Genomic DNA, 25,072 nt, shown 5'->3' on the forward strand with positions numbered 1-25,072 from the left:
GGGCGATTACCGCAAGGGCGATCAGGCCGAGCGGAAGATTGATGTAGAAAATCCAGCGCCAGTTAGGGTCCGGACCCATAAACGGGATTCACACCGGCGCTGCAATGTGATTCACGTGCCTCCAGCGAGGAGGCTTGGTGAATGGCGGATTTCTTCTGGTTTTCGGATGATCAGTGGGCGCGGATCGAGCCGCTCTTGCCGAACGATACGCGCGGGATGCCAAGGGTCGATGACCGGCGCGTGCTTTCCGGGATTGTCCAGGCTCTGAAGAGCGGTGGTCGTTGGGGCGATTGCCCGGAACATGTCTACGGTCCGAAGAAGACGCTCTACAACCGCTTCCGGCGCTGGGCCGAACGCGGCGTGTGGGAACGGATCTTCGCCCAGCTCGCCGGGGTCGATGGCGTCCCTGAAAGGCTCTTCATCGACAGCAGCTGCATCAAGGTCCACCGCACCGCCGGCGGCGCAAAAGGGGGGCCTTGGCTCATGGTATCGGCATCACCAAAGGCGGACGCAACACCAAGCTCCATGCCGTCTGCGACGAGAAGGGCCGCCCGCACATCCTCCTGCTGACGCCGGGCAACACGCACGATGCCAAGGTCGCTATCCAGACGATCAATGCCGTACCGCCATCCCGCTATCTGGTCGCCGACAAGGGCCATGACAGCAACGCCTTGCGCTCCTGGCTTATCGAGCGCGGAACCACTCCGGTCATCCCCGCCAGGTCCAACCGCAAAGTGCACATCGAGCACGATCGGCAACTCTACTGTCAGCGCAATGTCGTCGAGCGCAAGTTCTGCCGCTTCAAGGACTGGCGCCGCGTCGCCACTCGCTTCGACCGCAACATCAAGACCTTCATGGCCACCATCGCCATCGCAGCATTCGTCACATGGTGGCTCTAATGAGTCCGGACCCTAAGCTGTTCAACGAAGAAGCCGCCAATAAGCGGGCCCAACACGGTCGAGACGCCGAACACCGCCCCGAAAAGGCCTTGGTAGCGCCCCCTTTCTCGCGGGCTAACGAGATCTCCCACAACGGCCATCGCCGTGACCATGAGGCCCCCGCCACCAAGGCCCTGTAACGCCCGGAAAACGATCAACTGGCCCATCGACTGGGCGATGCCGCAAAGCGCCGAGCCCGCGAGAAACAAGACGATCGCGCTCTGCAGGACGATCTTGCGTCCATAAAGATCGCCCAGCTTGCCATAGGGCGGGGTGACGATGGTGGTCGCCAGCATATAGGCGGTGACGATCCACGAAAGATGCTCCAGACCGCCAAGCTCGCTCACGATGGTCGGTAGGGCCGTTGAGACGATCGTCTGGTCGAGAGAGGCCAGCAGCATCACGAGCAACAGCGCGCCAAAAACGGCGCGCACGTTCCCCGGCGGGGAGCGAGTATCGGACGCCTCGACAGTCGTTACCTGGGCATCTTTCAGAGACATGGGCTAAGTCCCACACGCTTGGGGGTCACGGGACATACCATGAGTTGCGACTGCAAATCCGTTCCCTACGGATTTCGTTGGCGCTGAGATCAAAGTGCGCGTGGTTGGCGCGGGTGATCTCAACGACAGAGTGCTTGGCTAATCATCTTGAAGAAAATGGTGGATCAAAGGCAGGTTCCGAAGCGCTTGATGAACGCGCGAGTGCAGCACTTTCTTGGCCCTCGGGCAATCTGCCGAGGTTCAAGCTTCAGCCGCACAGCGGCACATGACAAACCTTGCTGCATCTTCAGACTATGACAATTTGAGATGGCTAGCGCCCCGGCCAAAGCGCAAGCGCAATTTGCGAAATGCTTTCCAGATCTTCACGGCTTGCACCGGCGCTGGCCTGGACAGCCAGACCGTGGAGCAAAGCGAACAGATACCTCGTTATAGCTTCCGCCTCGACTTCTGCAGCAAATTCGCCATTGTCGATTGCTCGCTGAAACTTGTCGGCGACCGCCGAGTAAGCAGATCGCGCAAAAACGCAGCCTTTCTCAGCTCTTGGCGGCTGCTCGCCTTTAAATCCCACCACGGTGTTGACGTAAAGACAACCACGGCACTCGCCTGTTGTATTGTCAATTGTCCCTTCAATCAGCCGTTGCGCCACATCCCGCGCCGTGGACGCGTCAAGCGCCCGCCTGACATAGGCTAGTTTCTCTTTTTCATAGAGGTCAAAAGCCCGCTCGAAGAGCTCTTCTTTGTTACCAAATGCAGCATATAGGCTGGGCTTGGTGATGCCCATTGCTTCGATCAACTCCGTCAGCGAAGCCGCTTCGTATCCCCTCAACCAAAAGACACGGAGCGCTGACCCGAGCGCTTGGTCCAAATCGAACTCGCGAGGCCGTCCCCTTCGTTCAGCGGAGCAAGGAGTATTCATACTGCTAGGGCATATCGCAAAAGAAGCGCGGGCACGGATGCCCTAATCGCCTAGAATAAGAGCATCTTTTTTCAGTATTAGAAAGGTGCTTGCGCAAAACAACGCCTCCACAATTTTACCACGTATATCGGCGATGGATGTTGAATTCACTCAATGCCGCCGTTCGCAGCCAGTTCGCTGGATTGCTGCCATCCTCCGCCCAGCGCTTTGAACAGATCCACCCTGGCTGACGACAGGCGCTGCAAGGAAGCCGAATACGCCGCTCGAGACTGAATTAGGTCGCTCTGGGCCACCAGCACGTCGAGCAAGCCGACCGAACCGGCGCGGTAGCGGAGATCGGCGAACTCATATGCCTTGTTCGATCGCTCACGCGCCTCTTCCAGCGAAGCGAGGCGTTGCTGCTCGTTCGCCACATTGGTGAGCGCCTGCTCCACGTCCCGCAGAGCGGCGAGAACGCGCCCGTCAAAGCGTGCGAGTGCGGCCTCCTGCTCGGCCTCTGCCAGGCGTATTCTGGCCCGTGCGACTGAAAGATTGGGAAAGTTCCAGGAGATGAGCGGGCCCAGCGAGAAGGAAAACGAGTCCTCTCCCTCGATGGCATTGCTACCGAAGAAATTGCCCGAGCCGCCCAAGCTGATCGTGGGGTAGAGATCGGCCATGGCTACGCCGATCCGCGCCGTGTCGGCCGCCAGTTCGCGCTCGGCCTGGCGAATGTCGGGCCGGCGACGCAGCAGGGCGGTGCCGTCGCCGATAGGCAGGGCGGCAACCAGCTCGGGCGGCACGGCGCATTTGCGCGCGGACCCGGGCACCTCGTCGGGCGTCGTACCAAGCAGCGCGGCGAGTTCGAACAGCGCCACCTGGCGCTGCGCCTGGAGAGCCGGGATGTCGGCGCGGGCGCTGGCCGCCGCCGCCCCGGCCCTCTCGACATCGAGCAGGCCTACCGAGCCAGCCCGTTCGAGCGCCTCGATCAGACGCAGGCTATCGAGGCTCGTCTGGTACGATTGGCGTGCCACATCGAGCGCGTAGGCATAAGCGCAGGCGTTGAGATAGCTGCGCGTCGTTTCGGCCGCGACCGTCACCCGCACCGAATCGCGAGCCGCTTCCACGGCCTGCGCGTCGGCGAGCGCGGCGCGGATGGTCTGCGTGACCCGGCCGAAGAGGTCGACCTCGTAGGAGACGCCCAGCGCGGCATTGGCGGACAGGTCCGCATCGCCCGGCGTGGCGCCACCGAAGCCCTGACCGGCGCCGCCCTGGACCGCATCTCCGTATGAGATTCCACCGCTCGTCGTGGTGGACGGCAGCCGGCCTGCGCGCGCTTCCTGCAGGACCGCCATCGCCGCTTCCAGATTGGCGGCCGCGACCCGCAGGTCGGTATTGGCGGCCAGCGCGCGTTCGACAAGCGCGTCGAGATCGGGATCTCCATAAAGCTGCCACCAATCGTCGGGCACCGGAACGGTGGGGTCGAACGCAACGGACCGCGTGGTGAAATCTTCCCCTTGCGCGATCGGAACGGAGGGAACCTCGTAATCGGGGCCCATGGTTGTGCAGGCGGCCAGAAGCAGCGGCATGGCGGCAGACAGAACGGCTTTGCTACGCATGGGCGAGATCTCCCGCGGGCGCTTCGCCGGCCTCGGCACGCGGTGGCCTGGCGCGGTGATCGGCCGCAATCAGCGTGTAGAAGGTGGGCAGGACGAACAGCGTGAACAATGTGCCCACCAGCAGCCCCATGACCACGACGATGCCGATGGCGAACCGGCTTGCCGCGCCCGCTCCCGCCGCGAAGAGCAGCGGGATAAGGCCCGATACCATCGCCGCGGTGGTCATCAGGATCGGGCGCATTCGGACGGCGGCGCTGTGGCGGATCGCGTCCGTGCGGCTCCAGCCTTCATGCTTCTGCATGTCGTTGGCGAAGGAGACCATCAGGATGCCGTGCTTCGAAATCAGCCCTATCAGCGTCACCAGCCCGATCTGCGTATAGATGTTGATCGTTGTGAAGCCGAGATAGAGCGGCACCAGCGCCCCGCAGATCGCCAGCGGCACCGTTACGAGGATCACCAGCGGATCGCGGAAGCTCTCGAACTGCACGGCCAGCACCAGGAAGATGACGACCAGCGCGAAGCCGAAGGCGATCATCAGCCTGTTGCCCTCGTTCACGTATTGCCGGCTGTTCGACAGCCAGTCGACCGTCATCCCCGGCGGCAAGGGCTGGCTCTGCAGGAACTCGACCGCCTGCCCCATGGTGACGCCCGGCGCGAGTACGGCCGAGAGCGTTGCCGAGTTCATCTGGTTGAATTGCGGCAACATGTTGGGCTGCGGGCGAACCTCGACATCGACCACGGTGGAGAGCGGCAACAGGTCGCCCGAAGCGCTCTCGACATAATACTGGCCGAGATCGGTGGGATCGATGCGCTGATCCTGCGGCACCTGAGTGATAACGTCGTACGACCTGTCGAACCAGTTGAACCGGTTGACGTAATTCTCGCCCACGAGCAGCGCCAGCGTGCTGGCGATCTCCGACATGGAAACGCCCAGCTCGCCGGCCATGTCCCTGTCGATGATGATATGCGCCTCGGAACTGTCGAAAGCGAGGTCGCTGTCGACGAAGGAGAACAGGCCGCTGCCCCAGGCCGCGCCCTCGAGGCCCTGTAGCGTCTCGTAGATCTGCGGGAAACCCTCGGGCGAGCGGATGACCATCTGCACCGGCAGCCCGCCGCTGCCCGCGGGCAGGGGGCTGTCCTGGAAGGCGGTGGCATACACCCCGGTCACCGAAGAGGCGGCACCGGCGAGTTCGGCCTGGATCTCGTCCGCGCCGCGCTCGCGTTCGGCCCAGTCGGTCAGCACGACGCCGCCGAACCCGCCCGTGGCGTTGTTGCTGCCGCCGACCGAGAAGAAGGTGTTCTCGAACTCGGGCAGGCTCTGCATGATCCGGTCCACCTGCGCGCTGAAGCGGCTGGTGTAATCAACGCTCGCATATTGCGGCGCCGTGGTCTGGACGAAGACGTATCCCATGTCTTCCTGCGGGGCGAGTTCGCGCTGCGACCCGGTGAACAGGACAACTATCGTCGCCAGCACGGTCACGCCCACCACCAGCACGGCGGCGCGCGCGGCCAGGGTGCGGTCGAGCGCCTTGACGTAGCGCGCGGTGAGGGCGTTCATGGTGCGCTCCACGCCCTTCGACAGCCGGCCCTCGCCGATCTTCGAATGCAGCAGCTTGCCGCTCATCATCGGCGACAGCGTGAGCGCCACCACGCCGGAGACGATCACCGAGCCGGCCAGCGTGAAGGCGAATTCCTGGAACAGCGCCCCGGTCAGGCCGCCCATCAGGCCGATCGGCGCATAGACCGCGGCGAGCGTAATGGTCATGGCGATGACCGGCCCGATGATCTCGCGCGCGCCGATCAGCGCCGCCTCGAACGGGCTCTTGCCCTCCTCGATATGCCGATGGATGTTCTCGACCACCACAATCGCGTCGTCCACCACCAGACCGATGGCGAGCACCATGGCCAGCAGCGTGAGCAGGTTGATCGAGAAGCCGAACATATACATCAGCGCCGCCGTGCCCAGCAGCGAGAGCGGGATGGTGACGATCGGGATGATCACCGCGCGCAAGCTGCCCAGGAACAGGAAGATGACGACGATGACGATGATCACCGCCTCGAGCAGCGTGTGCTCGACCTCCTCGATCGAGGCCTCGACGAACTGGGCGCGGTCGAAGACGCTGATCACTTCCACGCCGGCCGGCGCGGATTCGCGGATTTCGGGCAGCAGGTCCTTGACCGCCTCGACGATCTCCAGCGGATTGCCGTCGGGCGTGGGCGAGATCGCCAGCGAAACCGCCCTGGTGCCCGAAGAAAGCGCCATGGCATCGTAATTCTGCCCGCCGAGTTCCACGGTCGCCACGTCCGCGAGCCTGACCACGCCGGCATCGCCTTCCTTCAGCACCATGCGGCGGAAGGAGTCGACGTCGCGCAGATCGGTGCCCGCCGTGATGTTGACCGCGGTGCTGGCGCCGCGCAATTGCCCGGGCGAGGCCTGCACGTTGTTCGCGCGCAGGGCCGCGGCCACGTCGTCGGCGGTCAGGCCCCTGGCGGTCAGCCTGTTCGGATCGAGCCAGATGCGCATGGCCGGGGATGCCGCGCCCTCGATCTGCGCCGAAGCCACGCCGGGAACCGAGGTGATCAGCGGCTGCGCGATGCGGGTGGCGAAATCCACCAACTGCGGCGGCGGCAGCGTGTCGCTGGTAAAGTGGATGTACTGAATGGCCGAGGCGCCATCGGTGATCTTGGTGATCACCGGATCGGTCACGCCCTCCGGAAGCCGGTACTGGACCTGTTGGACCTTGGACAGGATCTCGGTCATCGAGCGGTCGGCATCGGCATTGAGCACCAGCTTCGCCGAAATGCGGCTCTGACCCTGCAGCGATGTGGAGGTGATGTATTCGATACCGCTCGCGGTGGCGATCGCCTGCGAGATGGGCGTCGTCACGAAGCCCTGCATCACGTCCTGCGTGGCGCCTGGAAACGAGGTGTTGATGGTGATCGTCGCGCTTTCCATCTGCGGATATTGCCGGATCGGCAGGACGAACACCGCGCTCAGGCCCACGAGCAGGATCATGAGGCTGACGACGATCGCCAGGATCGGGCTGCGGATGAAACGGTCGGTAAAGCGCATCACAGGGTCTCCGGCTGAGCGAGTTCAGCCACTTGCACCGGCGCCCCCGGCTGCACGCGGAGCTGGCCTTCGGTAATGATGACGTCGCCTGCCGCGATGCCGCTCTCAACGATCGTGAATTCGCCGATCCGCCGCCCTGTCTGCACCGGCACGATCTCGGCCTGACCCTGTTGGTGCGCATCCTCTCCGCGGATAACGATCACGCTGTTCCCCTGCGCCGAGGTCTGGATCGCGGTGGCGGGCACGACGATGGCGCCCTCCTGCGGCGGCAGGACGAGCGAGGCCGTCACATACATTCCGGGACGCAGCGCATGATCGGGGTTGGAAAGCCGCGCCTGCACGCGGACATTGCGCGTGTCCTCGTCGACCTGCGGCTCGATCGAGCTGACGCGGGCGGTGAAACTCGTGTCGGGATAAGCGTCGGTTTCGACGCGCACTGTGCGGCCGGGCTCGAGCAGGCGCAAATCCTGCTGCGGGACGGTGAAATCGACATACAGCGTGCCCAAAGCGGTCAGCGTCGCGATCGGCTCGCCGGCATTCAGATATTGCCCCGGATCGACCTGCCTGATTCCGAGCCTGCCGGCGAAGGGCGCGCGGACCTGCAACTGGCGGATGCGCGCCTCAAGCTGTGCAATCTCCGCCTCGGCCTGCTGCAATTGCGACCGCCGCTCCTCAAGCAGTTCGCGCGGCTCGGCTCCGGTGGGAGCGAGTTCCTCTGAACGCTGGACCTGCAGTCGGGCGAAGTCCGCCCGCGCCCGAGCCGCCTCGAGATCGGCGCGCAAGGGCGCATCGTAAAGCTGCACCAGCAGCTCTCCTTCGCTGACATACTCGCCTGCATCGAAGCGGATTGCGGAAACGCGACCGGAGACTTCGGGAGCTAGCATGACTTCGCGCACGGCGCTCAGGCTGCCGACGGCTTCGAGCGAAACGGGGGCGTCTCGCGGTTCGACGATCATCGCCGCCACCTGCGTCGCCTGCGGAGGCGGAGCCTCTGCCGAGCCTGTGCGCGAGGCGCGCCATGCGAACAGCCCGGCCAGGATGATCGCCAGGATCAGGACCGTCAGGATCAGCGTGCGCCGGGACGTGGACTTGTCTTGCTCTTCTTCGTCCCAGTCCTTGAAGGTCGCGTCCGGGTCGTTCGTGGTGTTCATATCGTTCACTGGCTGTATTCCTTCAGGCGAACCGGCTGGGCGCGGCGCGAAAGAGCGACGACGCCGGCAAGCGCCGCCAGCACTGCGAGCGGGGCAAGAGCGTGCAGAAGTTCGCTGTGAAAAAGCAGGGTCGCGAGCGCGCCGAGCATCACAAGTGTGCCGATGCCGACACCCGCCATTCGGGTGCGCGAGGAAACCAGCAAGCCCGCGGTGACGAGTTCAAGCGAGCCGGTGACGGTGGGAAACCAGCCGGGATACCCCCAACGCACATAATCCGCCGAAATCTCGGCGGACGGAACGAGATTCACGAACCCTCCGAGCAGAAAGAAGAGAGCAAGTGCTAGGGCGAGAAGGCGTGGCCAAGCGATCCTCCTCATGCCCAACCTCCTTCCTGTCGAACCGGGTCGGAGAAAAGGCGCATCCGGGAAGCCCGGACCTGATGGCAATACGAGAACATGTCGGCTCCTGCTGGCTGATCGCCCTGAAGGCACGCCTGGTTGAAAGTGTCCGACAGGGCTACTACAACCTCAACCATAGTTAAGGTCAAGAGGTATTTTGTGGCGATTACCAGCGAACAGGTTCTTACGGTGGGCGAGGTGGCTCGAAGAAGCGGCGTGCCCGTGTCGACGATCCACTTTTACGAGCGAAAGGGGCTGGTTGCAGGCTGGCGGACCTCCGGCAACCAGCGTCGCTATCACCGCCGAATTCTTCGCCGGATAGCTATCATCAGGATTGCGCAGCGCGCGGGCATTCCGCTTGCCACGGTGAAAAAGCATCTCGACAAGAGAGCTACGGAGCCGATCACCGCAGCACAATGGCGGGAGCTGAGCGAAGCCTGGAGTGCCGAACTGAACGAGCGCATCGATAGCCTTGTCCAGCTGCGCGACCAGTTGGAAGGCTGCATTGGCTGCGGCTGCCTTTCGCTGGCAGAATGCCCCCTGCGCAATCCCGAAGATGAACTCGCACGACAGGGGTCGGGTGCGCATCTGCTTGTTTCCGAGTAAGTGCGCCGAATCATCGCGAGCCTTGCCCCGCTCCAACGCTGGCGAAGGCGAAGGATGCACCGCTGGCCAAGCGCTGTTTCGGCGACAGACCTGTCGCTATGGCTGACGGGCGCTTGGCGCCAGACGAGCGTTGATCAGTCCAATTCAAAGAAGAAGAATCGCGCACCTTGGAAAGGCAGCTATCGGCGAACATCATTGCGGGATGAGCGACGGGAATAAGGGAGCATAGCGGCCATCACAAAGCGAGAGAGGAGGGAGCTTTGATCTTCCTGAGCCGGGCATGTCCGTCCCGGCGATCAGGAGACCTCCCATGACCAGATCCCGCCGCACTGTTTCGACGTCGCCCGCTCAGCGCATCACTGCCGCCATTATCGAAAAGCTTGAGCAAGGCACCAAGCCATGGGTCAAACCGTGGCGCGGTGTGCCGGTTTCGCGGCCCTTGCGCGCCTGCGGAACGCCCTATCGCGGCATGAACACCTTCTGGCTGTGGATGGTGGCCGATGGCTGCGGCTACGCCTCGCCTTACTGGATGACCTACCGCCAGTGCCAGAAACTCGGCGGACAGGTCCGCAAGGGCGAGAAATCGACCATCGCGATCTTCTACAAGAGCTACACCAAGGAGGTCGAGAACGCCGAGGGCGAAGCGGACACCGAGAACCGGCGCGTGCTCAAGGCCTATGCCGTGTTCAATGCCGATCAATGCGACGGTCTCCCTGCATTCTATCATCCAACGCCGCTGGTTGCTGCGCTTGAGCCCGAAGGACGCGAAGACCGGCTCGATGCCTTCTTTGCCCATGTTGGCGCAGACCTGCGCCACCATGGCGCGCAAGCCTATTACGAGCCGCTGCGCGACCGGGTCACCATGCCACCAGCCGAACTCTTCGAAGCCTACGACCACTACTACGCGACACTCGCACACGAGTTGTCGCACTGGACGGGTCATTCTTCGCGGCTCGACCGCGACCTCAAGAACCGCTTCGGCAGCGACGCCTATGCTGCCGAAGAACTGATCGCCGAACTGTCCTCCGCCATCCTAGGCGCTGAACTGGGTCTTCCGGTCACCCACCTCGACCATCACGCCAGTTACATCGCGTCCTGGCTCAAGATCCTCAAATCGGACGAGCGCGCGATCCTCACTGCTGCGGCCAAGGCCGAGGAAGCGGCCAGCCTGCTCCTCGAACTGGGTGGTCACCAATCCAGCGAAAGCGAGCCCGACATTGATCTCGCTGATGCAGCCTGAGGAGCGATGAGATGGGACGTTCCGTCAGCTATCCAACCGGCTCCGTGGTTGCCTTTCGCCTGCTTGATGACGGCGAAGGCGACGATGTCGACTGGATCTACGAGTGCCTCGTCGACGAGGTCATCGATACCACGAAGGCGACCTTTCCTTCTTTCGAGCGCTTCGATGGATGGCGCGGTCGCGAGGACCGTATCCTCCTGCGCAACGCCTTCGCCGATTGCGGCATATCGACCTATTGTGGGCTCGCCGCGATCTGGCTCGCCGAGCGCGACGATGCCCGGTACTGGGAGGCCGATTTCTACAACCCTCGAACGGCGAGGGCACGGCACTGGCTTGGCCAGGTGTCGGGAAAGTTCATCGGCCTGTTTGGTGAGTTGCGCCTGGTCGGGCGGTTCTCGAATGGCGAAGCGATCTTCGAGCGCTCCCGATCCGCCTGCGACACCGGGCCCTGATCCTGCCTCATCCCTGACCGCCGGGAGAGGCCCTTGGGCCGGTCGGGGCGTGCCGCAACCTGCGGCCCGTCGGCCCGTGTTACCCGCACCAGCCTTAGGGCCGTAGGTTTCCCGCTACGCGGTGCGTCACGCCCCTTGTCCCGGCCCTGATCGGGCTCCGGCGGACAGGGCCGAGGCAATGGTGCCTCCTCTCCTTGTCCCCGCGATCAGGAGACACCCCATGTACGACAGCTTCATCGACCAATTGAACGGTCTCGATCTCTCGGGCCTTAGCATCAGGCCAACCCCCTTCAACGAGACCGACTTTCCCTGCGAGGATGCGATCGAGCAGACCCTCGCTGCAGTCTGGTCCGATCTTTTCGCGATGTTTTCCGACACGGCCCTGGAAGCCGATGCCGAGGATATTGCCTGGGGCATGGTCAATCTGTTCCACCGCGCCGCCAGCCGCAAGTCGGCTCAACTTGATCGGGCCAGCGACGAGATCCGGGTCCTCCTCGCATCAGCCGACGGGTCCGAAGTGCATTCGAGCAATCTTGAAGAGCAGGTTGAGCGCGCGCAGGCTGCCGAAGCCAGCATGCTTGCCTTTGAGCAGATGCGCGAGGCGGCGGCAGCACTTTACCGCGACGAGACCGGCTCCTCTTGGAAGCCCGTTTCGGGCTCGCGCACGAGCCATTCGCGCCACTTCACATCGGCCGTGATCGATGCCCGCGATTTTCTACGCGCACGCGCTGAGAACCGTCGTCACGCCTTGATCCCTGAAGGAACTCCAGTCGTCTTTGCGGGTGGTCGCCAGAGCTTTGAAAGCGCCGAGGACGCGCGCGCCTACGCCGAGAACATCTGGGCGACGCTGGACAAGGTTCGCGATGCGGTTCCCGATCTCTTCCTGGTCCATGGCGGCGACGGCAAGGGTGCCGATCGTCTGGCAGCGAGTTGGGCCGAGCGCCGCGAAGTCCAGCAGCTGACTTATTCGCTCGATCGTCGTCTCGGTGCCCGCGCCGGGTTCAAGCGCAACGAGCAGATGCTCTCGCTCAATCCGCGTTACGTCGTCGCCTTTCCGGGCAATGGCGTAACCGAACGGCTGGTGATCGATGCCAAGACGCGCCGGATCACCGTGGTCGATCGCAGGACCGTCACGTTCCGATCCAAGATTAAGGGATAATAGTCTGTTGGTCGCCGCAGCATTTCTATGATCGGTTGGCTGCGGCGATCATCACAGACAATCGTCGTCGATTGCCTTTTCGGTTGGAGAGGGGATTTCTTGGAAAGGGCATCTCGGGGTATCAGCCTCGCATGCATCACGCCGACTCCAATCCGCTCGCCCATGATCACAACTTCCTGAGCGCCTCGCACGACGCCCATGAGCGGCGCACGCGTTATGTCGTTGCCTTGACCGCCGCGATGATGGTGGTCGAAATCGTCGCTGGCCTGTGGACCGGATCGATGGCGCTTCTCGCCGATGGTATCCACATGGCGACCCATGCAGGTGCCTTGGGCGTCGCGGCCTTCGCCTACTGGTTTGCCAGGCGCCATGCGAACAACCCGCGTTTCACATTCGGTACCGGCAAGGTAGGCGACCTGGCCGGCTTCGCGAGCGCGCTTGTCCTCGCCATCTTCGCCATCGGGATCGCGGTTGAATCGGCCCAAAGGTTCGTCAGTCCGCTCACGATTGCCTATACCGAGGCGATCTGGATCGCCGTGCTCGGCCTCGTGGTGAACCTCGCGAGTGCCTGGCTGCTTGGTGCCGATCATCACCATGGGCATGATCACGACCATCATCATCACCACGACCATGCGCATGCCGACAACAATCTGCGCTCCGCCTATTTCCACGTGCTTGCCGATGCCCTGACCTCCGTCCTGGCTATCGTGGCCCTTCTCGCCGGCATGTACCTCGGCTGGGCATGGATGGACGCGGCAATGGGGCTGGTGGGTGCATTCGTGATCGGGCGCTGGTCATGGTCACTGCTGCGCGATACCGCTGCCGTGCTTGTCGACGCCGAAGCGGCCTCTGAACGGTACACAGAGGTGCGCGAGGCGCTCGAGGACCGGGACGCCGCGATCGGCGATCTGCACATCTGGCGGATCGGTCCCGGCAAGTATGCAGTCATCGCCTCGCTCATCGCCGATGATCCGCTCGCGCCCGACAATTATGCCAGCCGACTTTCAGAGCATGCAGAATATGTGCACGTCACGATCGAAGTTCATCGCTGCGAGCATCCGCATCCCGAGCTTCGCGCGGCCTGATCGCGCCGTTCTAACAGACCGAAACAGTATTCGAGGACTGTTATACTGTAACAAAAGACTTATACTTCATCGTGTTACGGAACTTGCAATCTTGATGCGGTTTGCTAGGAGCCGTTGGAATCCATGACTACAAGCTATCGTCGCCTTGTCCTGCACCCTTTCGTCGTCCTGCTCATGCTGGTCGCGATGGTGTTCGTGACGGCGGCGGATGCTGCTGCTTGCGGTGCCGAAGTGGCGCCCGGAAGCACGCCCGTTCTGGCTTCGCTCGATAGCGCGTCTGCGTCATCCGCAGCCGCCGATGAAGTGCCGGGCGATCCGGATGCGCCGGCCGAGCAACACGGCGTGTGTGGACACGGCCATTGCCATCACGGGGCGAGCTTTGCCGGCACCGTGCAGAAGAATTCGGTCCCTCACTTGGTCGTGGTTCCCGATGCGCCTCCCGCCGAAGCGCTCGCTTCCGAAATTGCCGACCGACTGAAGCGCCCCCCTCGCGCCTGACGACCGTCACCGCGCTGCATGCCGCAGCGCAGTTCGGATCGTCAGCAGAGGAATTTTCGAAAAATGTCAGCCATTCATTGGCGAGGGGTCCTCCTTGGAGGGCTGTTCCTCGCCGCTCAAGCCACGACCGTGGCGGCGCAGGAGCGTGAGCTTCTGACGCTCGAAGCTGCGCTCGCTCGTGCGGGCATCGTCGACAGCGCAGATGAGCCCCTGGATAATCCGCGCCTGATCGGACCGCGGGCCGAAGCCGACGCGGCGCGGGCCCTGGTCGACCAGGCGCGGCTGCGGCCCAACCCCGAAATTGCTTTCGAAGCCGAAAACATTGCCGGAAGCGGCGCATTTTCGGGATTGCAGGCCACCGAGTACACTTTGTCCCTGAGCCAGCGGCTCGAATTGGGCGGCAAACGAGGAGCGCGCGTCCGCGCCGCCCAGGCGGAGGCGCGCGTCGCGACCCTTTCAGGAGCGCTCTCGGTTGCTCAGCTCGGGCGATCGGTGCGCGAACGCTATGTGGAAGCCGTCGCTGCGGCAGCCCGATTGGAACTCGCGCGGGACATAGTCGAGCGCAACCGCGAGCTTGCCAGGATCGCAGGGGTACTGGTCGATGTCGGGCGGGAGCCTCCCTTGCGTTCGCTTCGTGCCGAAGCGGCACTTGCGGAGGCGCTCGCGGAGCTTGAAGCGGCCCTGGCTGCCGACAGTGCGGCGAGGAATGCGCTGGCCGCGCTTTGGGGCGAGGCAGCACCTGCTGCGGACGTGCCTTCGGTGTTCCCCGAGATCGAACCTCCGGCAACGCTGCTCGCCTCGCCTTCGGCCTTACGTCTCCAGATCGCCCGTGCCGAACGCGAGGCTGCAGATGCCGCGATCGCCCGGGAACGCTCTTTAGGCATTCCGGATCCGGCGATATCCGCCGGTGTCCGACGGTTCGAGGAAAGCAGAGACCAGGCGTTCCTCGTAGGCGTTTCGATCCCGTTTCCATTCCGTAATCGCAACCAGGGAAACATCGCCGCTGCCGAAGCGCGGCTTCGTGCCGCGACGGCGCGGGAAGCAATTGCCCGCACCGATTTCGAACTCGAGGTCACGCAGGCCCGCGGACAATTTCTTGCAGCCGAAGCGCGGGTCGAAACCCTCGCGGAGACCTCCTTGCCTCAAGCCGAAGAAGCCTTGCGCCTCGTTCGGATTGGCTACCGCAACGGCAGGTTTCCGCTGATCGAAGTTCTGGCTGCGGCCGAAGCGCGCGACACCATCCGTGAAGCTTTGATTCAAGCTCAGGAAGATCGTGGCCGCCTGGCGGCGACGCTGATCTGGCTCGGCGCACAATGAGGTATTTCCAAATGAACCGTAAACGTCTGGCCGTCTTAATCGGCGTAATCGTTTTAACTGCCGCCACAGTGCTTATGCTGTGGCCGGGTGACGGTGCAGACCAGCACATCGAGGAGACGCGCGAAGAGGCTGAGCTTCCCGAAGGACTTGTCTTGCTTGGCACCGAACAAATCGAAGCGTCCCAGATAGTGGTCGAAACCGTCGGCCAGGGATCGGCGGTCGAGCTGGTCTTCCCGGCCACCGTCGCGGCAAGCCCGACGGCAAGCGCCCGCATCGATGCCCGCGCGGCCGGCGTGGTGCGCAGTGTCGGCAAAACGCTGGGTGACTACGTGCGGCAGGGCGAAACGATTGCCCGCATCGAGAGCGCCGACGCGGCCGCCCTCGCAGCGCAGTTGAGCGCAGCGCGCGCGCGGGTCAGCGAACTGTCCGCTGCCTATGATCGAGAGCGCCGCCTGTTCGAGGCCAATGTCACCGCACGGCAGGATCTCGAGGCCGCACGAGCCAATCTGCAGGTTGCTCAATCGGAACTTGCGCGTGCCCGGGCGGCAGTCTCGGCGGCGGGTGTTAGCGGCGACGGGCGCTCCCTCGCGGTTACGAGCCCGCTCGCGGGCCGAGTGACCTCGGCGCCTATCGTTCTCGGGTCCTTCGTCGAGGCCGGAGAAGAACTCTATCAGGTCGTGAATCCGAGCGGCATGCAGGTCGAGGTTGCCCTCCCGTCGGCTGAAGCAAGCCGCATCCAGCCTGGCGACGAGGCGACGCTGGAATTCGCGGGCAATCGTGAAGTCGGCGCGCGCGTGCGCTCCGTCACTCCCTCGCTCGATCCCGAAAGCCGCAGCGCGACGGCGGTCCTGTCGCTGGCAAGGCCGATCCCCGGCCTGCAACCCGGTGCGTTCTTGCAGGCACGTATCCGCCCCTCGGGTGAGGTCGATACCGGCCGCATGTCGGTGCCGGAAAGTGCCGTCCAGACAATCGATGGCGCAGAGGTGGTCTTCGTTCGCACGCGCCGCGGGTTTCAAGCCCGTCGAGTGGTCACCGGTGCGCGTTCGGGAGGACGGGTGGTCATCGAGTCCGGTCTCGAAGCAAATTGGCGGATAGCCACCGCCAACGCCTTCTTGCTGAAGGCTGAACTCGAGAAGGAGGAGGCCGAGCATGGACACTGATCACATGCAGGACGCGGATCGCCCCCACCGCCATGGTTTGATTGGCATGATCCTCGACGTCGCCGTGCGCTTTCGCTGGGCGATGGTCGTGCTGACCCTCGGTGTGGCAATCTTTGGCGTGGTGAATTTGCTCCGCCTGCCCATCGATGCTGTGCCCGATATCACCAACGTACAGGTGCAGATCAACACCGAGGCACCAGCCCTTTCGCCCTCGCAAGTCGAGACGCAGGTCACCTATCCTGTCGAAACCGGGCTTGCTGGCATCGAGGGTCTGGAAATGACACGCTCGATATCGCGCAACGGGTTCAGCCAGGTGACCGCGATTTTCGAGGAAGGGACCGACATCTATTTCGCGCGTCAGCAGGTCAACGAACGGCTGACGCCCATAAGCGCTTCGCTGCCCGAGGGTGCCGAACCGGTGATGGGACCCATCTCGACCGGCTTGGGCGAAGTGCTCATGTATACCATCGAGTACGAATATCCTGACGGCAAGGAAGCGCCGCGGGGCGGAGCGGTCGGATGGCAGTCCGACGGGAGCTTCGTGACCGAACGTGGCGACCGGCTCGACAGCGATGTTGCCAAGGCTGCCTATCTGCGAACCATTCAGGACTGGGTGGTTGCACCGCTCATGCGGTCGGTCGACGGTGTGGCAGGTGTCGACTCCATCGGCGGCTTCGAAAAGCAATATCTCGTCCAACCCGATCCCGCACGATTGACCGGTTACGGTTTGTCGTTCGACGAGGTGATCGACGCGCTGGAAGCGGCCAATCTCGCCGAAGGGGCCAATTTCGTCGAACGGGCCGGTGAAGCCCTCCTCGCCCGGGTCGATGCGCGCCTCGGCAGCGTCGAGGATATCGAGCAGGCGGTCGTTTCCACCCGCGAGGGAGTGCCTATTCGCGTAGGGGACATCGCCACGGTCAGCATCGGCGGTGACCTTCGAACTGGCGCGGCGTCGCTGAATGGCGATGAAGCGGTCGTGGGCACCGTGCTCATGCGCGCGGGCGAGAATAGCCGCACCGTTTCGGCCCAGGCGGCCGAACGGCTTGAGGAAGTCCGCAGCTCCCTGCCGGAAGGAATTGTCGCGGAGATCGTCTACAACCGGTCTTCCCTGGTCGATGCGACGATCGCGACCGTTGAGAAGAATCTCGTCGAAGGCGCGCTTCTGGTGATCGCGATCCTGTTCTTGCTGCTGGGCAACATCCGGGCAGCGATCATCGCGGCGCTGGTCATTCCCTTTTCCATGCTGATGGCATCGATCGGAATGAACCGGCTCGGCGTTTCTGGCAATCTCATGAGTCTGGGTGCGCTGGACTTCGGCCTGATCGTCGATGGTGCCGTCATCATCGTCGAGAACAGCGTCGCGAGGCTCGCGGCCCGGCAGGAACACGAAGGCCGGCTTCTTAGCCTTGGTGAAAGGCTGACGGAAACGCGGCTTGCCGCGCAGGAAATGATTAAGCCGACCGTGTACGGCCAGGCGATCATACTCCTCGTCTTCGCACCGCTTTTGACCTTCACCGGGGTCGAAGGCAAAACCTTCTCGCCCATGGCGATCACGGTCATGCTCGCGCTCGCCTCGGCGTTCGTGTTGTCGCTGACCTTCGTCCCGGCAATGATCGCCATCCTGCTCAACAAAAAGCTGACCGAAAAGGAGGTCAAGCCGATCCGGATCGCCAAGGAGCGATACGGACCGCTGGTCCGCAGGGCGATCACCCGCCCCTGGCCGGTCATCGGCGTCGGCGTCGGCATCTTCGCGTTTGCGGCCGTCGTGTTCAGCTTCCTTGGGAGCGAGTTCACACCGCAATTGGACGAGCGTGACATCGCCGTGCAATCGCTGCGTATTCCTTCGACCTCGCTCGAACGCTCGCTCGCGATGCAAAGGCGGGTGGAGGACCAGCTCGAGCAGTTTGAGCAAGTCGAGCTCGTCTTTTCGCGGACGGGCACGGCGGAAGTGGCCAGCGACCCGATGCCGCCGAACGCTTCCGATGCGTATGTGATCCTCAAACCCCGTGAGGAATGGCCCGATCCAGACCTCGCCAAGGACGAGTTGGTCGCACAAATGGAGAGCGCCCTCAGCAGTCTCGTGGGCAATCTTTACGAGTTCAGCCAACCGATCGAATTGCGGTTCAACGAATTGATCGCAGGCGTTCGCGGAGATGTTGCCATCAAGATCTACGGAGACGATCTCAGCGCCATGACCTCGGCGGCGAACGAGGTCGCAGGCGTGCTGCGCAATGTCGACGGCGCAGCGGATGTCAAGGTCCAGCAAGTGACCGGGTTCCCCACCCTCGATATTGCCTTCGATCGGGCAGCGATTGCCCGTTACGGGCTCAAGGTCGAAGACGTTGCGCAATCGGTGGCGATCGCACTGGGCGGTCGGCCTGCGGGCCTCGTTTTTGAAGGCGATCGCCGCTTCGATGTGGTTGTCAGATTGTCGGACGCGGGCCGCGACGATTTCGACCAGCTCGGTGCTTTGCCGGTGCTTCTCCCGAACGGGGCAACCATACCGCTACGCTCGGTTGCCGAGTTCCTTGTGGTGGATGGTCTCGCGGAGGTTCGCCGGGAACAGGGACGCAGACTGGTGATCGTTTCGTCCAACGTGCGAGAACGCGACCTCGGGTCTTTTGTAGAAGAGGCCCAGGAAAGGGTTGCGGCGCAGGTCGAACTGCCCGCTGCCGCGTTTATCGAGTGGGGCGGTCAATACCAGAACCTCCAAGCTGCCCAGGAAAGACTTCAGATCGTTATTCCTATCGCTTTCGCGGTCATTCTCCTGCTGCTTTACATGGCGGTTGGGGGCTGGGTGCCGGCGCTCGCCGTATTCAGCGCGATCCCGTTGGCCCTGGCAGGCGGAATATTCTCCTTGGCCCTGCGCGGGATGCCATTCTCCGTTTCTGCGGCGGTAGGCTTTATCGCCCTGTCGGGCGTGGCGACCTTGAATGGCCTCGTGATGGTGACTGCGATCCGTCAGCGGCTCGACAGGGGCATGGCGCTCGATGACGCCATCGTCGATGGTGGATTGGCGCGCGTAAGGCCGGTTCTCATGACCGCGCTCGTTGCATCGCTCGGCTTCGTGCCGATGGCGATTGCGACCGGGACCGGCGCGGAAGTGCAGCGTCCCTTGGCGACAGTCGTCATCGGAGGATTGATCACGGCCACCGCGCTCACCCTCTTCGTCTTGCCCGCAATCTTGAAGCTGGTTTTCGGGACCAGAGAAGATGACCGGACCTGGCGACAGCGCTGGTGGGACCGGCTGCGGCGCAACGTCACAACCGATGAGCAGCGCGAGCTGAAGGACATCGCATGACCGATCGGGAAAGGAAAAAGCGGTGCTGGCACTGGAGGAAGAGAACGGACTGCTCTGGATATGCGCCGGAGGCAGGCTGGGGGATGAAGCCTATGAGCGCTTTGTTCCCCAATTCGAACATATCGCAGAGCGCGAGGCCGGTACCGTCCCGGTGGTGATCGAGCTCGCGCGTGACTTTTCGGGTAGGGACCTTGGAGGTCTCTGGCGCGATCTCAAGTTCGACATCCGGCATAAGGATTGTTTCGGCCGGATCGCCATAATCGGCGACAGCAAATGGGAAGAGTGGGGCACGAAATTGTCATCCTCGCTCTTCCGCGCCGAAATGAAGTTCTTCCCGCCAACACAGCGTAGTCATGCGGAAAGCTGGGTGCGAACCGTGGAGGACGCAGCATGAGTGGCGGACATGAGGTCGATGCCGGGTCGCCCGAAAAGCGCAAGACCCTGTGGGTTGTCCTGTGGCTTAACGTCGCTATCGCGATCGGCTTCTTCGCGGTCGGATATTTTGCCGATTCCAACGCGCTGTTGGCAAACGGCCTCGACAATTCATCGGACGCGATCGTCTATGCGCTGAGCCTTCTTGCCTTGACGCGCTCGCGTGTCTGGCAGCGTGGCGCGGCACGCTTCTCCGGCATCATGCTATTGGTGTTTGCCGCTGGCGTGATCTTCGATGCTGTCCGCCGGTTCGTCGAAGGATCGGATCCAGGCGGCTTCATGATGCTGGCGATGGCGGCGGTCGCGGCGATCGTGAACCTGATCTGCCTGCGGATGCTGCAGCGGACGAAGGAGAAAGACGTCAGCATGCGCGCCGCGACGACTTTCAGCTTCAACGATTTCATCGCCAATGGCGGCATCATTATCGCCGGAATCATTGTGATGCTGACGGGTGCCAACTGGCCCGATCTCGTAGTGGGCATCGCCGTGGCGTGCATCGCACTATACGGCGGCGTCCAGATCCTTCGGGATGCTCATCACGATATCCATGACGAAAAAGGAACCGAGCACGAGGGAGGCGATCAGTTTCGACTATGAGCGCGCAGCACGACCACAGCAGTAACTCCGGGCATAGCCACGGTGAGGGAAAACTGAGCGATCGCCAGTTGATCTTCGCGGTCGCGATAAATGTTCTGCTTACGCTGGCGCAAATCGTCGGCGGCATAGTGTCCGGCTCGCTCGCGCTCATCGCCGACGCAATGCACAACTTCAGCGACGCAGCCGCGCTTGGTATCGCGTGGTTCGCCCGCAAGATAGGCAGGCGCCCGGCCGACAAGCTGATGACATTTGGTTACGCGCAGGGGGAGGTTGTCGCCGCGCTGATCAACCTTACCACGTTGCTTATCATAGGCTTTTACCTCCTTGTGGAGGCGATCAATCGGTTCGCAGATCCGCAGCCAGTCGAGGGATGGACCGTGATCTGGGTCGCTGGCGTCGCTCTGGTGATCGACCTCGCCACCGCCTTCATCACGCACCGCGGTGCCAAGGACAGCATCAACATGAAAGCGGCGTTCCTGCACAACGTGTCGGACGCGATGGCGTCGGTCGGAGTGATTGTGGCCGGGGGCCTGATCCTGCTTTACGAACTCTACGTGGCGGACCTTGTCATAACCGTGATCATCGCCGGCTACGTGATCTGGCAGGGCGTGAGCCTTCTTCCACGAACTGTACGTCTACTGATGGGCGCAGTACCCGACGAGTTGGAGTTCGATCGGATCGTTGCCTTTCTCGAAAATCAGAAAGGTATCGAGAGCGTCCACCACGTTCATGTCTGGAACCTTGGTGAGCATCATCGTGCGCTTGAGACGCACGTCGTCTTATCGTCAACCTCGCTAGATGCTTTCGAGGACCTCAAGGTTCAACTGCGAAGCCTTCTTGCCGAACGGTTTGCAATCGGACACGCGACCTTCGAGGCGTGCAGAGCGCCAGACTGCGATAACGCGCTTGTCCCCCGAGCACCGCGTTCCCTCGATGACAAATTAAAATGAAATCCGCAGGCGCTGACTGTCGCGGGCTCCCCTGATCGTCAGGGGCCATGCGAAGCGGCAAGAGTATCGATTATCCTGCAATCGCTGATGGTATCCTGTTCACAGCTTGCGATCATGCGCGAGAGTTCATCGCGCATGATCTGCAGGGCGGCAATCTTTCGTTCTACCTGATCAAGATGCGCACGCGCCAAGGAATCGACCGCAGCGCAGGATCGATCGTCCTCGTTCGATAACTCGAGCAGTTCGCGGACATCCGGCATCGAAAAGCCGAGATCGCGCGCCCGGCGAATGAAGGTCAATGTCGCCGCCTCGTCAGGTCCGTAATCGCGATAGTTGGATCGGGTGCGGGGCGGGGCAGTTAAAATGCCTTCGCGCTCATAGAAGCGGATCGTCTCCGCCTTGACGCCGGTTTTGCGCGCGACCTCACCAATTCTCATACCATCATCCCCAATCGCTTGACCTTGTAGTGGCTACAAGGTGCATAGGCGGTCTTGAAACCAGGAGTCGAGTGGATGGCGAAGAATTGTTGCGATGCCGCCGATGTCGGCGATGCCCATAACAATCCGCAATGGCGCCGGATCCTGTGGGTGGCCCTCGCTCTCAACGCCATCATGTTCGCTGTTGAGATCGTGGCCGGGATAGCAGCTGATTCTCGCGCGCTTCAGGCCGATGCGCTCGATTTTCTGGGCGATTCAGCCAATTACGCCATCAGCCTCGGAGTTGCCGGAATGGCCATTGCGTGGCGCGCACGCGCGGCGCTCGCGAAAGCGGCGACCATGCTGGGCTTCGGAATTTGGGTCCTGGGCTGGGCTCTGTGGGGCGTCTTTGCCGGCGCCTCTCCGGATGCCGGCACGATGGGAATCGTCGGTTTTCTTGCGCTCGCAGTCAACCTCGCGGTCGCGGCGATGCTCTTTCGGTATCGAACCGGGGATGCGAACATGCGCTCTGTGTGGATCTGTTCGCGCAATGACGCGATCGGTAATATCGCCGTGCTGGCGGCAGCGATTGGCGTTTTCGGCACCGGCCGTGCGTGGCCCGATCTGGTTGTGGCGAGCATCATGGCAGGACTGGCGGTGTGGGGAAGTGCCGAGGTCTTCAAACAGGCACGTGGCGAACTGCGCTCTACCTGAACTCCAAAATATCCCCGCAATTGCGGATTGGAGAAAATAAGCTTCGCTCCTGCAATGCTATTGCGAATTAATTGCATCTAATATAGAGGCCCCTCATGCATCGCATCGTCTCCGCCACCGTCCATCCGGTAATGCGGCTCATTCTCCTGGCGCTTGCGCTGTGTCTGTCCGCCACCGCGAGCGCGGAAGAACCCGATGTGCGTACGACTTGGCGTCTGCTCGATTATATCGCTGTCGATTACTCCGCAGCGGTGTCGAACGGGCAGGTCATCGACGATTTTGAATACAGCGAAATGGTCGAGTTTTCTTCGACCGTCGGCGGTCAAATAGCGGCGCTCCCGGGTTCTTCGGCCAAACCTGGCCTCATCGCGATGTCGGTGGACCTGCGTCAGGCGATTGAGAAGAAAGCCTCGATCGAGCGCGTTTCCCGGCTGGCCCGTGCCTTGGGTGGATCGCTGTTGGAGGCGTACCCGGTTCCGCTGGCTCCCCGAAGCCCGCCAGATTTGTCTCGGGCAGCGTCGCTCTTTGCGCAAAACTGCGCCTCGTGTCACGGCGCTGCCGGAAGTGCGCCACCGGCCGCAATGCAGGCGCTTGATCCCCCGCCAATCGACTTCACCGATATCGACCGGGCACGGCAGCGCAGTGCGTTCGGGCTTTACCAGGTCATCACGCAGGGGCTGGAAGGAACGTCCATGGCCAGCTTCGCATCGCTGCCCGACGACGATCGCTGGGCGCTTGCATTCTATGCCGGCAGCATTGCTTTTGAAGATGTGGCCAGAGGCGAGCGCATCTGGCGTGAAGATGATGGCGTACGCCAGCTTGTCCCCGATCTCGAGACGCTCGCCGCGCTCACGCCGGAAAGTCTGGCCGACCAGATCGGCGAGGACCGCGCGCTCGCTCTCATGGCCTATCTTCGCGCCAATCCCGATGAGGTGGTACAGGCAAATGACGCAGGTTCGCTCGCCCATGTTCGCGATACGCTCGATCGCAGCCTGTTAGCCTATCAGGCTGGCGACCGTGAAGAAGCGCGGGAGCTTGCCCTGTCTGCCTATCTCGACGGGTTCGAACCCCTGGAGGCCCTCTTGGCAACGCGCGATGGCGGTTTGATGCGGGAGGTAGAACAGGCGCTCGGGCAATTTCGGGCCGGAATAGAGTCCGGTGCGGACCCATCCGAACTACAACAACAGAGGGCTCGCATCGATACTCTGCTGGCCAGAGCCGAGGGAGCGTTGGCTCCTGAGGCGGCCAGCGAAATCTCGACCTTTCTCGGGGCGTTCACCATTCTCCTGCGCGAGGGGATCGAAGCAATTCTGGTTGTGATCGCCATGATCGCCTTTGTGAAAAAGTCGCAGCGCTCCGAGGTATTGCCTTATGTCCATGGTGGGTGGATCGCCGCTCTTCTTGCAGGTGTCGCCACTTGGGTCGTAGCAACCTACTTCGTGAGCATCAGCGGTGCGAGCCGCGAAATGACCGAAGGTATCGGCGCGCTGCTTGCGGCTGTCATTCTCGTATCGGTCGGCATCTGGATGCACGGCAAATCCCAGGCCGAGGAATGGCGGCGCTATATCCAGGAAAAAATGGGCAAGGCGCTCTCGCGCGGATCGGCATGGTTTCTCTTCGGTCTCGCCTTCGTGGTCGTCTACCGGGAAGCGTTCGAGACTATTCTGTTCTACGCTGCCCTGTGGAACCCGCAGAGCAGCGGCATCATATTGGCAGGTGCCTTGTCCGCAGTCGCGCTGCTGGCGTTCATCGCATGGGTTATGCTGCGCTACAGCCGCAAACTGCCGATCACCCAGTTCTTCCGCTATAGTGCTATCCTGATTGCGATCCTTGCGGTCATTCTCGCGGGCAAGGGCGTGGGCGCTTTCCAGGAGGCCGGAGTTCTTTCCGCCACTTTCATTGCCGGCTTGCCGCGCCTCGCCGAACTCGGCTTCTTCCCGACTGTCGAGACGATCGGCGCGCAATTGCTCACGCTGCTCGCTCTGATTGCCGGATTTCGGATAAGTCGATCACCATCGGGACCGCAGCCGGCAGCTGTCGAGGGATAGGTGATCCCGGTTTGCGATCAGCGGGGTCCGGTGCCGAGACGGCGCGCGAGCCACAAGGAGGCTGTGGGAACCGCGACCCACATCACGATCGGTACCAGGCCGATTTTGGTTCCGGGCACCAGCGGCATGATTGCACTATAGGACCACCCCCATTCGGCACCGACCGCCAGCACTTCGACCATGGCGGTAATGGCCAGGCCGATTCCCAGGAACACGACAAAACGCGAGATCGGCCAGTCTACGAGCCACGGCGTTTTACCACTGCCGACAGAGGCGCCGAGATAAGCGGCAACCATGATCCCGGCATCGCCGAACGAGGCCAGGCCGCAGCGAGTTGCTGCCTCGGCAGGCGACAGACCGGCTGACTGGTAGAAAGGAAGCTGAAGCATTTCCCAGGCGAAAGCGATGAGAATTCCGAATAAGGCGATCCAGAGCGCTGGATGAGCACCGCGCCATTCGCGCGATTTCTCAGAGATTTGGTTTTGATCCTGCATCGTCTTATCCGTCGCTCTTGCCATCTCCGTCC

At 62.6% G+C, this 25,072-nt stretch carries 23 protein-coding genes; 15 read left to right on the forward strand and 8 right to left on the reverse strand.

Features of this window, described 5'->3' with window-relative positions; all coding sequences use genetic code 11:
• The first annotated feature begins 141 nt into the window (after positions 1 to 141).
• Positions 142 to 899, forward strand: a protein-coding gene (locus A7A77_RS17520) for an IS5 family transposase (RefSeq protein WP_156500555.1) whose coding sequence is annotated in 2 segments (ribosomal slippage) — positions 142 to 478 and positions 478 to 899 — 759 coding nt in all. Because the reading frame shifts where the segments join, the coding sequence is not laid out codon by codon here.
• Here A7A77_RS17520 and A7A77_RS12460 read toward each other — a convergent pair.
• The 6 genes from A7A77_RS12460 to A7A77_RS12485 form a co-directional block, all read right to left on the reverse strand.
• Positions 896 to 1,438 (reverse strand): MFS transporter, encoded by a 543-nt coding sequence (locus A7A77_RS12460; RefSeq protein WP_066558637.1) that lies wholly within the window; start codon positions 1,436 to 1,438, stop codon positions 896 to 898. The genes A7A77_RS17520 and A7A77_RS12460 overlap by 4 nt on opposite strands.
• A 310-nt stretch (positions 1,439 to 1,748) precedes the next feature.
• A complete protein-coding gene (locus A7A77_RS12465; protein ID WP_066558640.1) occupies positions 1,749 to 2,354 on the reverse strand; it encodes a TetR/AcrR family transcriptional regulator in 606 nt (201 codons plus the stop codon).
• Between the two features lie 146 nt (positions 2,355 to 2,500).
• Positions 2,501 to 3,949 carry an efflux transporter outer membrane subunit gene (locus tag A7A77_RS12470; protein WP_066558793.1) on the reverse strand — a complete coding sequence of 483 codons (1,449 nt, stop codon included), beginning with the start codon at positions 3,947 to 3,949 and terminating at the stop codon, positions 2,501 to 2,503.
• The gene (locus A7A77_RS12475; protein WP_066558643.1) at positions 3,942 to 7,022 is read right to left on the reverse strand and encodes an efflux RND transporter permease subunit; all 3,081 of its coding nucleotides are present in this window, start codon (positions 7,020 to 7,022) and stop codon (positions 3,942 to 3,944) included. The genes A7A77_RS12470 and A7A77_RS12475 overlap by 8 nt, the downstream gene beginning before the upstream one ends.
• On the reverse strand, positions 7,022 to 8,173 hold the full coding sequence (locus A7A77_RS12480; RefSeq protein ID WP_082836116.1) for an efflux RND transporter periplasmic adaptor subunit: 1,152 nt from the start codon (positions 8,171 to 8,173) through the stop codon (positions 7,022 to 7,024). Before A7A77_RS12480 ends, A7A77_RS12475 begins: the two co-directional genes overlap by 1 nt.
• A 5-nt stretch (positions 8,174 to 8,178) precedes the next feature.
• Complete coding sequence (locus A7A77_RS12485; protein ID WP_066558645.1) at positions 8,179 to 8,550, reverse strand: DoxX family protein; 372 nt, start codon at positions 8,548 to 8,550, stop codon at positions 8,179 to 8,181.
• 126 nt (positions 8,551 to 8,676) lie between these two features.
• Between A7A77_RS12485 and soxR the strand changes: the two genes are divergently transcribed.
• From soxR to A7A77_RS12545, 12 genes are all read left to right on the forward strand, one after another.
• Positions 8,677 to 9,177 carry a redox-sensitive transcriptional activator SoxR gene (gene soxR / locus A7A77_RS12490; RefSeq protein ID WP_172799909.1) on the forward strand — a complete coding sequence of 167 codons (501 nt, stop codon included), beginning with the start codon at positions 8,677 to 8,679 and terminating at the stop codon, positions 9,175 to 9,177.
• A 310-nt stretch (positions 9,178 to 9,487) separates the two neighbouring features.
• Positions 9,488 to 10,417, forward strand: a complete 930-nt coding sequence (locus A7A77_RS12495; RefSeq protein WP_066558649.1) for an ArdC family protein — start codon at positions 9,488 to 9,490, stop codon at positions 10,415 to 10,417.
• 11 nt (positions 10,418 to 10,428) lie between these two features.
• Complete coding sequence (locus A7A77_RS12500; RefSeq protein WP_066558652.1) at positions 10,429 to 10,869, forward strand: hypothetical protein; 441 nt, start codon at positions 10,429 to 10,431, stop codon at positions 10,867 to 10,869.
• Between the two features lie 220 nt (positions 10,870 to 11,089).
• Complete coding sequence (locus A7A77_RS12505; protein ID WP_066558654.1) at positions 11,090 to 12,028, forward strand: DUF2493 domain-containing protein; 939 nt, start codon at positions 11,090 to 11,092, stop codon at positions 12,026 to 12,028.
• Between the two features lie 131 nt (positions 12,029 to 12,159).
• Positions 12,160 to 13,113 carry a CDF family Co(II)/Ni(II) efflux transporter DmeF gene (gene dmeF, locus A7A77_RS12510; RefSeq protein WP_066558657.1) on the forward strand — a complete coding sequence of 318 codons (954 nt, stop codon included), beginning with the start codon at positions 12,160 to 12,162 and terminating at the stop codon, positions 13,111 to 13,113.
• A gap of 123 nt (positions 13,114 to 13,236) precedes the next feature.
• Positions 13,237 to 13,611, forward strand: a complete 375-nt coding sequence (locus A7A77_RS12515; RefSeq protein ID WP_123880465.1) for a hypothetical protein — start codon at positions 13,237 to 13,239, stop codon at positions 13,609 to 13,611.
• An 18-nt stretch (positions 13,612 to 13,629) separates the two neighbouring features.
• Positions 13,630 to 14,928 carry a TolC family protein gene (locus A7A77_RS12520; RefSeq protein WP_245638473.1) on the forward strand — a complete coding sequence of 433 codons (1,299 nt, stop codon included), beginning with the start codon at positions 13,630 to 13,632 and terminating at the stop codon, positions 14,926 to 14,928.
• 11 nt (positions 14,929 to 14,939) lie between these two features.
• Positions 14,940 to 16,088: an efflux RND transporter periplasmic adaptor subunit gene (locus A7A77_RS12525; RefSeq protein WP_066558662.1), complete on the forward strand. Its 1,149-nt coding sequence runs from the start codon at positions 14,940 to 14,942 to the stop codon at positions 16,086 to 16,088.
• 37 nt (positions 16,089 to 16,125) lie between these two features.
• On the forward strand, positions 16,126 to 19,389 hold the full coding sequence (locus tag A7A77_RS12530; protein ID WP_156500560.1) for an efflux RND transporter permease subunit: 3,264 nt from the start codon (positions 16,126 to 16,128) through the stop codon (positions 19,387 to 19,389).
• Positions 19,390 to 19,411: 22 nt separating this feature from the next.
• Positions 19,412 to 19,783, forward strand: coding sequence for a SpoIIAA family protein (locus A7A77_RS12535; protein WP_066558670.1), 372 nt, complete (start codon positions 19,412 to 19,414; stop codon positions 19,781 to 19,783).
• Positions 19,780 to 20,418, forward strand: coding sequence for a cation diffusion facilitator family transporter (locus A7A77_RS12540; protein ID WP_066558672.1), 639 nt, complete (start codon positions 19,780 to 19,782; stop codon positions 20,416 to 20,418). The genes A7A77_RS12535 and A7A77_RS12540 overlap by 4 nt, the downstream gene beginning before the upstream one ends.
• Entirely contained in the window at positions 20,415 to 21,368 is a 954-nt protein-coding gene (locus A7A77_RS12545) for a cation diffusion facilitator family transporter (RefSeq protein ID WP_066558676.1), read from the forward strand. The genes A7A77_RS12540 and A7A77_RS12545 overlap by 4 nt, the downstream gene beginning before the upstream one ends.
• Before the next feature lie 38 nt (positions 21,369 to 21,406).
• Here A7A77_RS12545 and A7A77_RS12550 read toward each other — a convergent pair whose 3' ends face one another.
• A complete protein-coding gene (locus tag A7A77_RS12550) occupies positions 21,407 to 21,805 on the reverse strand; it encodes a MerR family transcriptional regulator (RefSeq protein WP_066558680.1) in 399 nt (132 codons plus the stop codon).
• Positions 21,806 to 21,880: 75 nt separating this feature from the next.
• Between A7A77_RS12550 and A7A77_RS12555 the strand changes: the two genes are divergently transcribed.
• Together A7A77_RS12555 and A7A77_RS12560 are read left to right on the forward strand one after the other, a co-directional pair.
• Positions 21,881 to 22,498, forward strand: a complete 618-nt coding sequence (locus A7A77_RS12555; RefSeq protein WP_066558686.1) for a cation efflux transmembrane domain-containing protein — start codon at positions 21,881 to 21,883, stop codon at positions 22,496 to 22,498.
• Between the two features lie 95 nt (positions 22,499 to 22,593).
• The gene (locus A7A77_RS12560; RefSeq protein ID WP_066558688.1) at positions 22,594 to 24,546 is read left to right on the forward strand and encodes a cytochrome c/FTR1 family iron permease; all 1,953 of its coding nucleotides are present in this window, start codon (positions 22,594 to 22,596) and stop codon (positions 24,544 to 24,546) included.
• A gap of 17 nt (positions 24,547 to 24,563) precedes the next feature.
• On the opposite strand, the gene A7A77_RS12565 is transcribed toward A7A77_RS12560, so the two are convergent.
• Positions 24,564 to 25,040 (reverse strand): hypothetical protein, encoded by a 477-nt coding sequence (locus A7A77_RS12565; protein ID WP_066558795.1) that lies wholly within the window; start codon positions 25,038 to 25,040, stop codon positions 24,564 to 24,566.
• Between the last annotated feature and the right edge of the window lie 32 nt (positions 25,041 to 25,072).

Origin of the sequence: Croceicoccus bisphenolivorans (assembly GCF_001634625.1) — a bacterium.
Classification (GTDB): domain Bacteria; phylum Pseudomonadota; class Alphaproteobacteria; order Sphingomonadales; family Sphingomonadaceae; genus Croceicoccus; species Croceicoccus bisphenolivorans.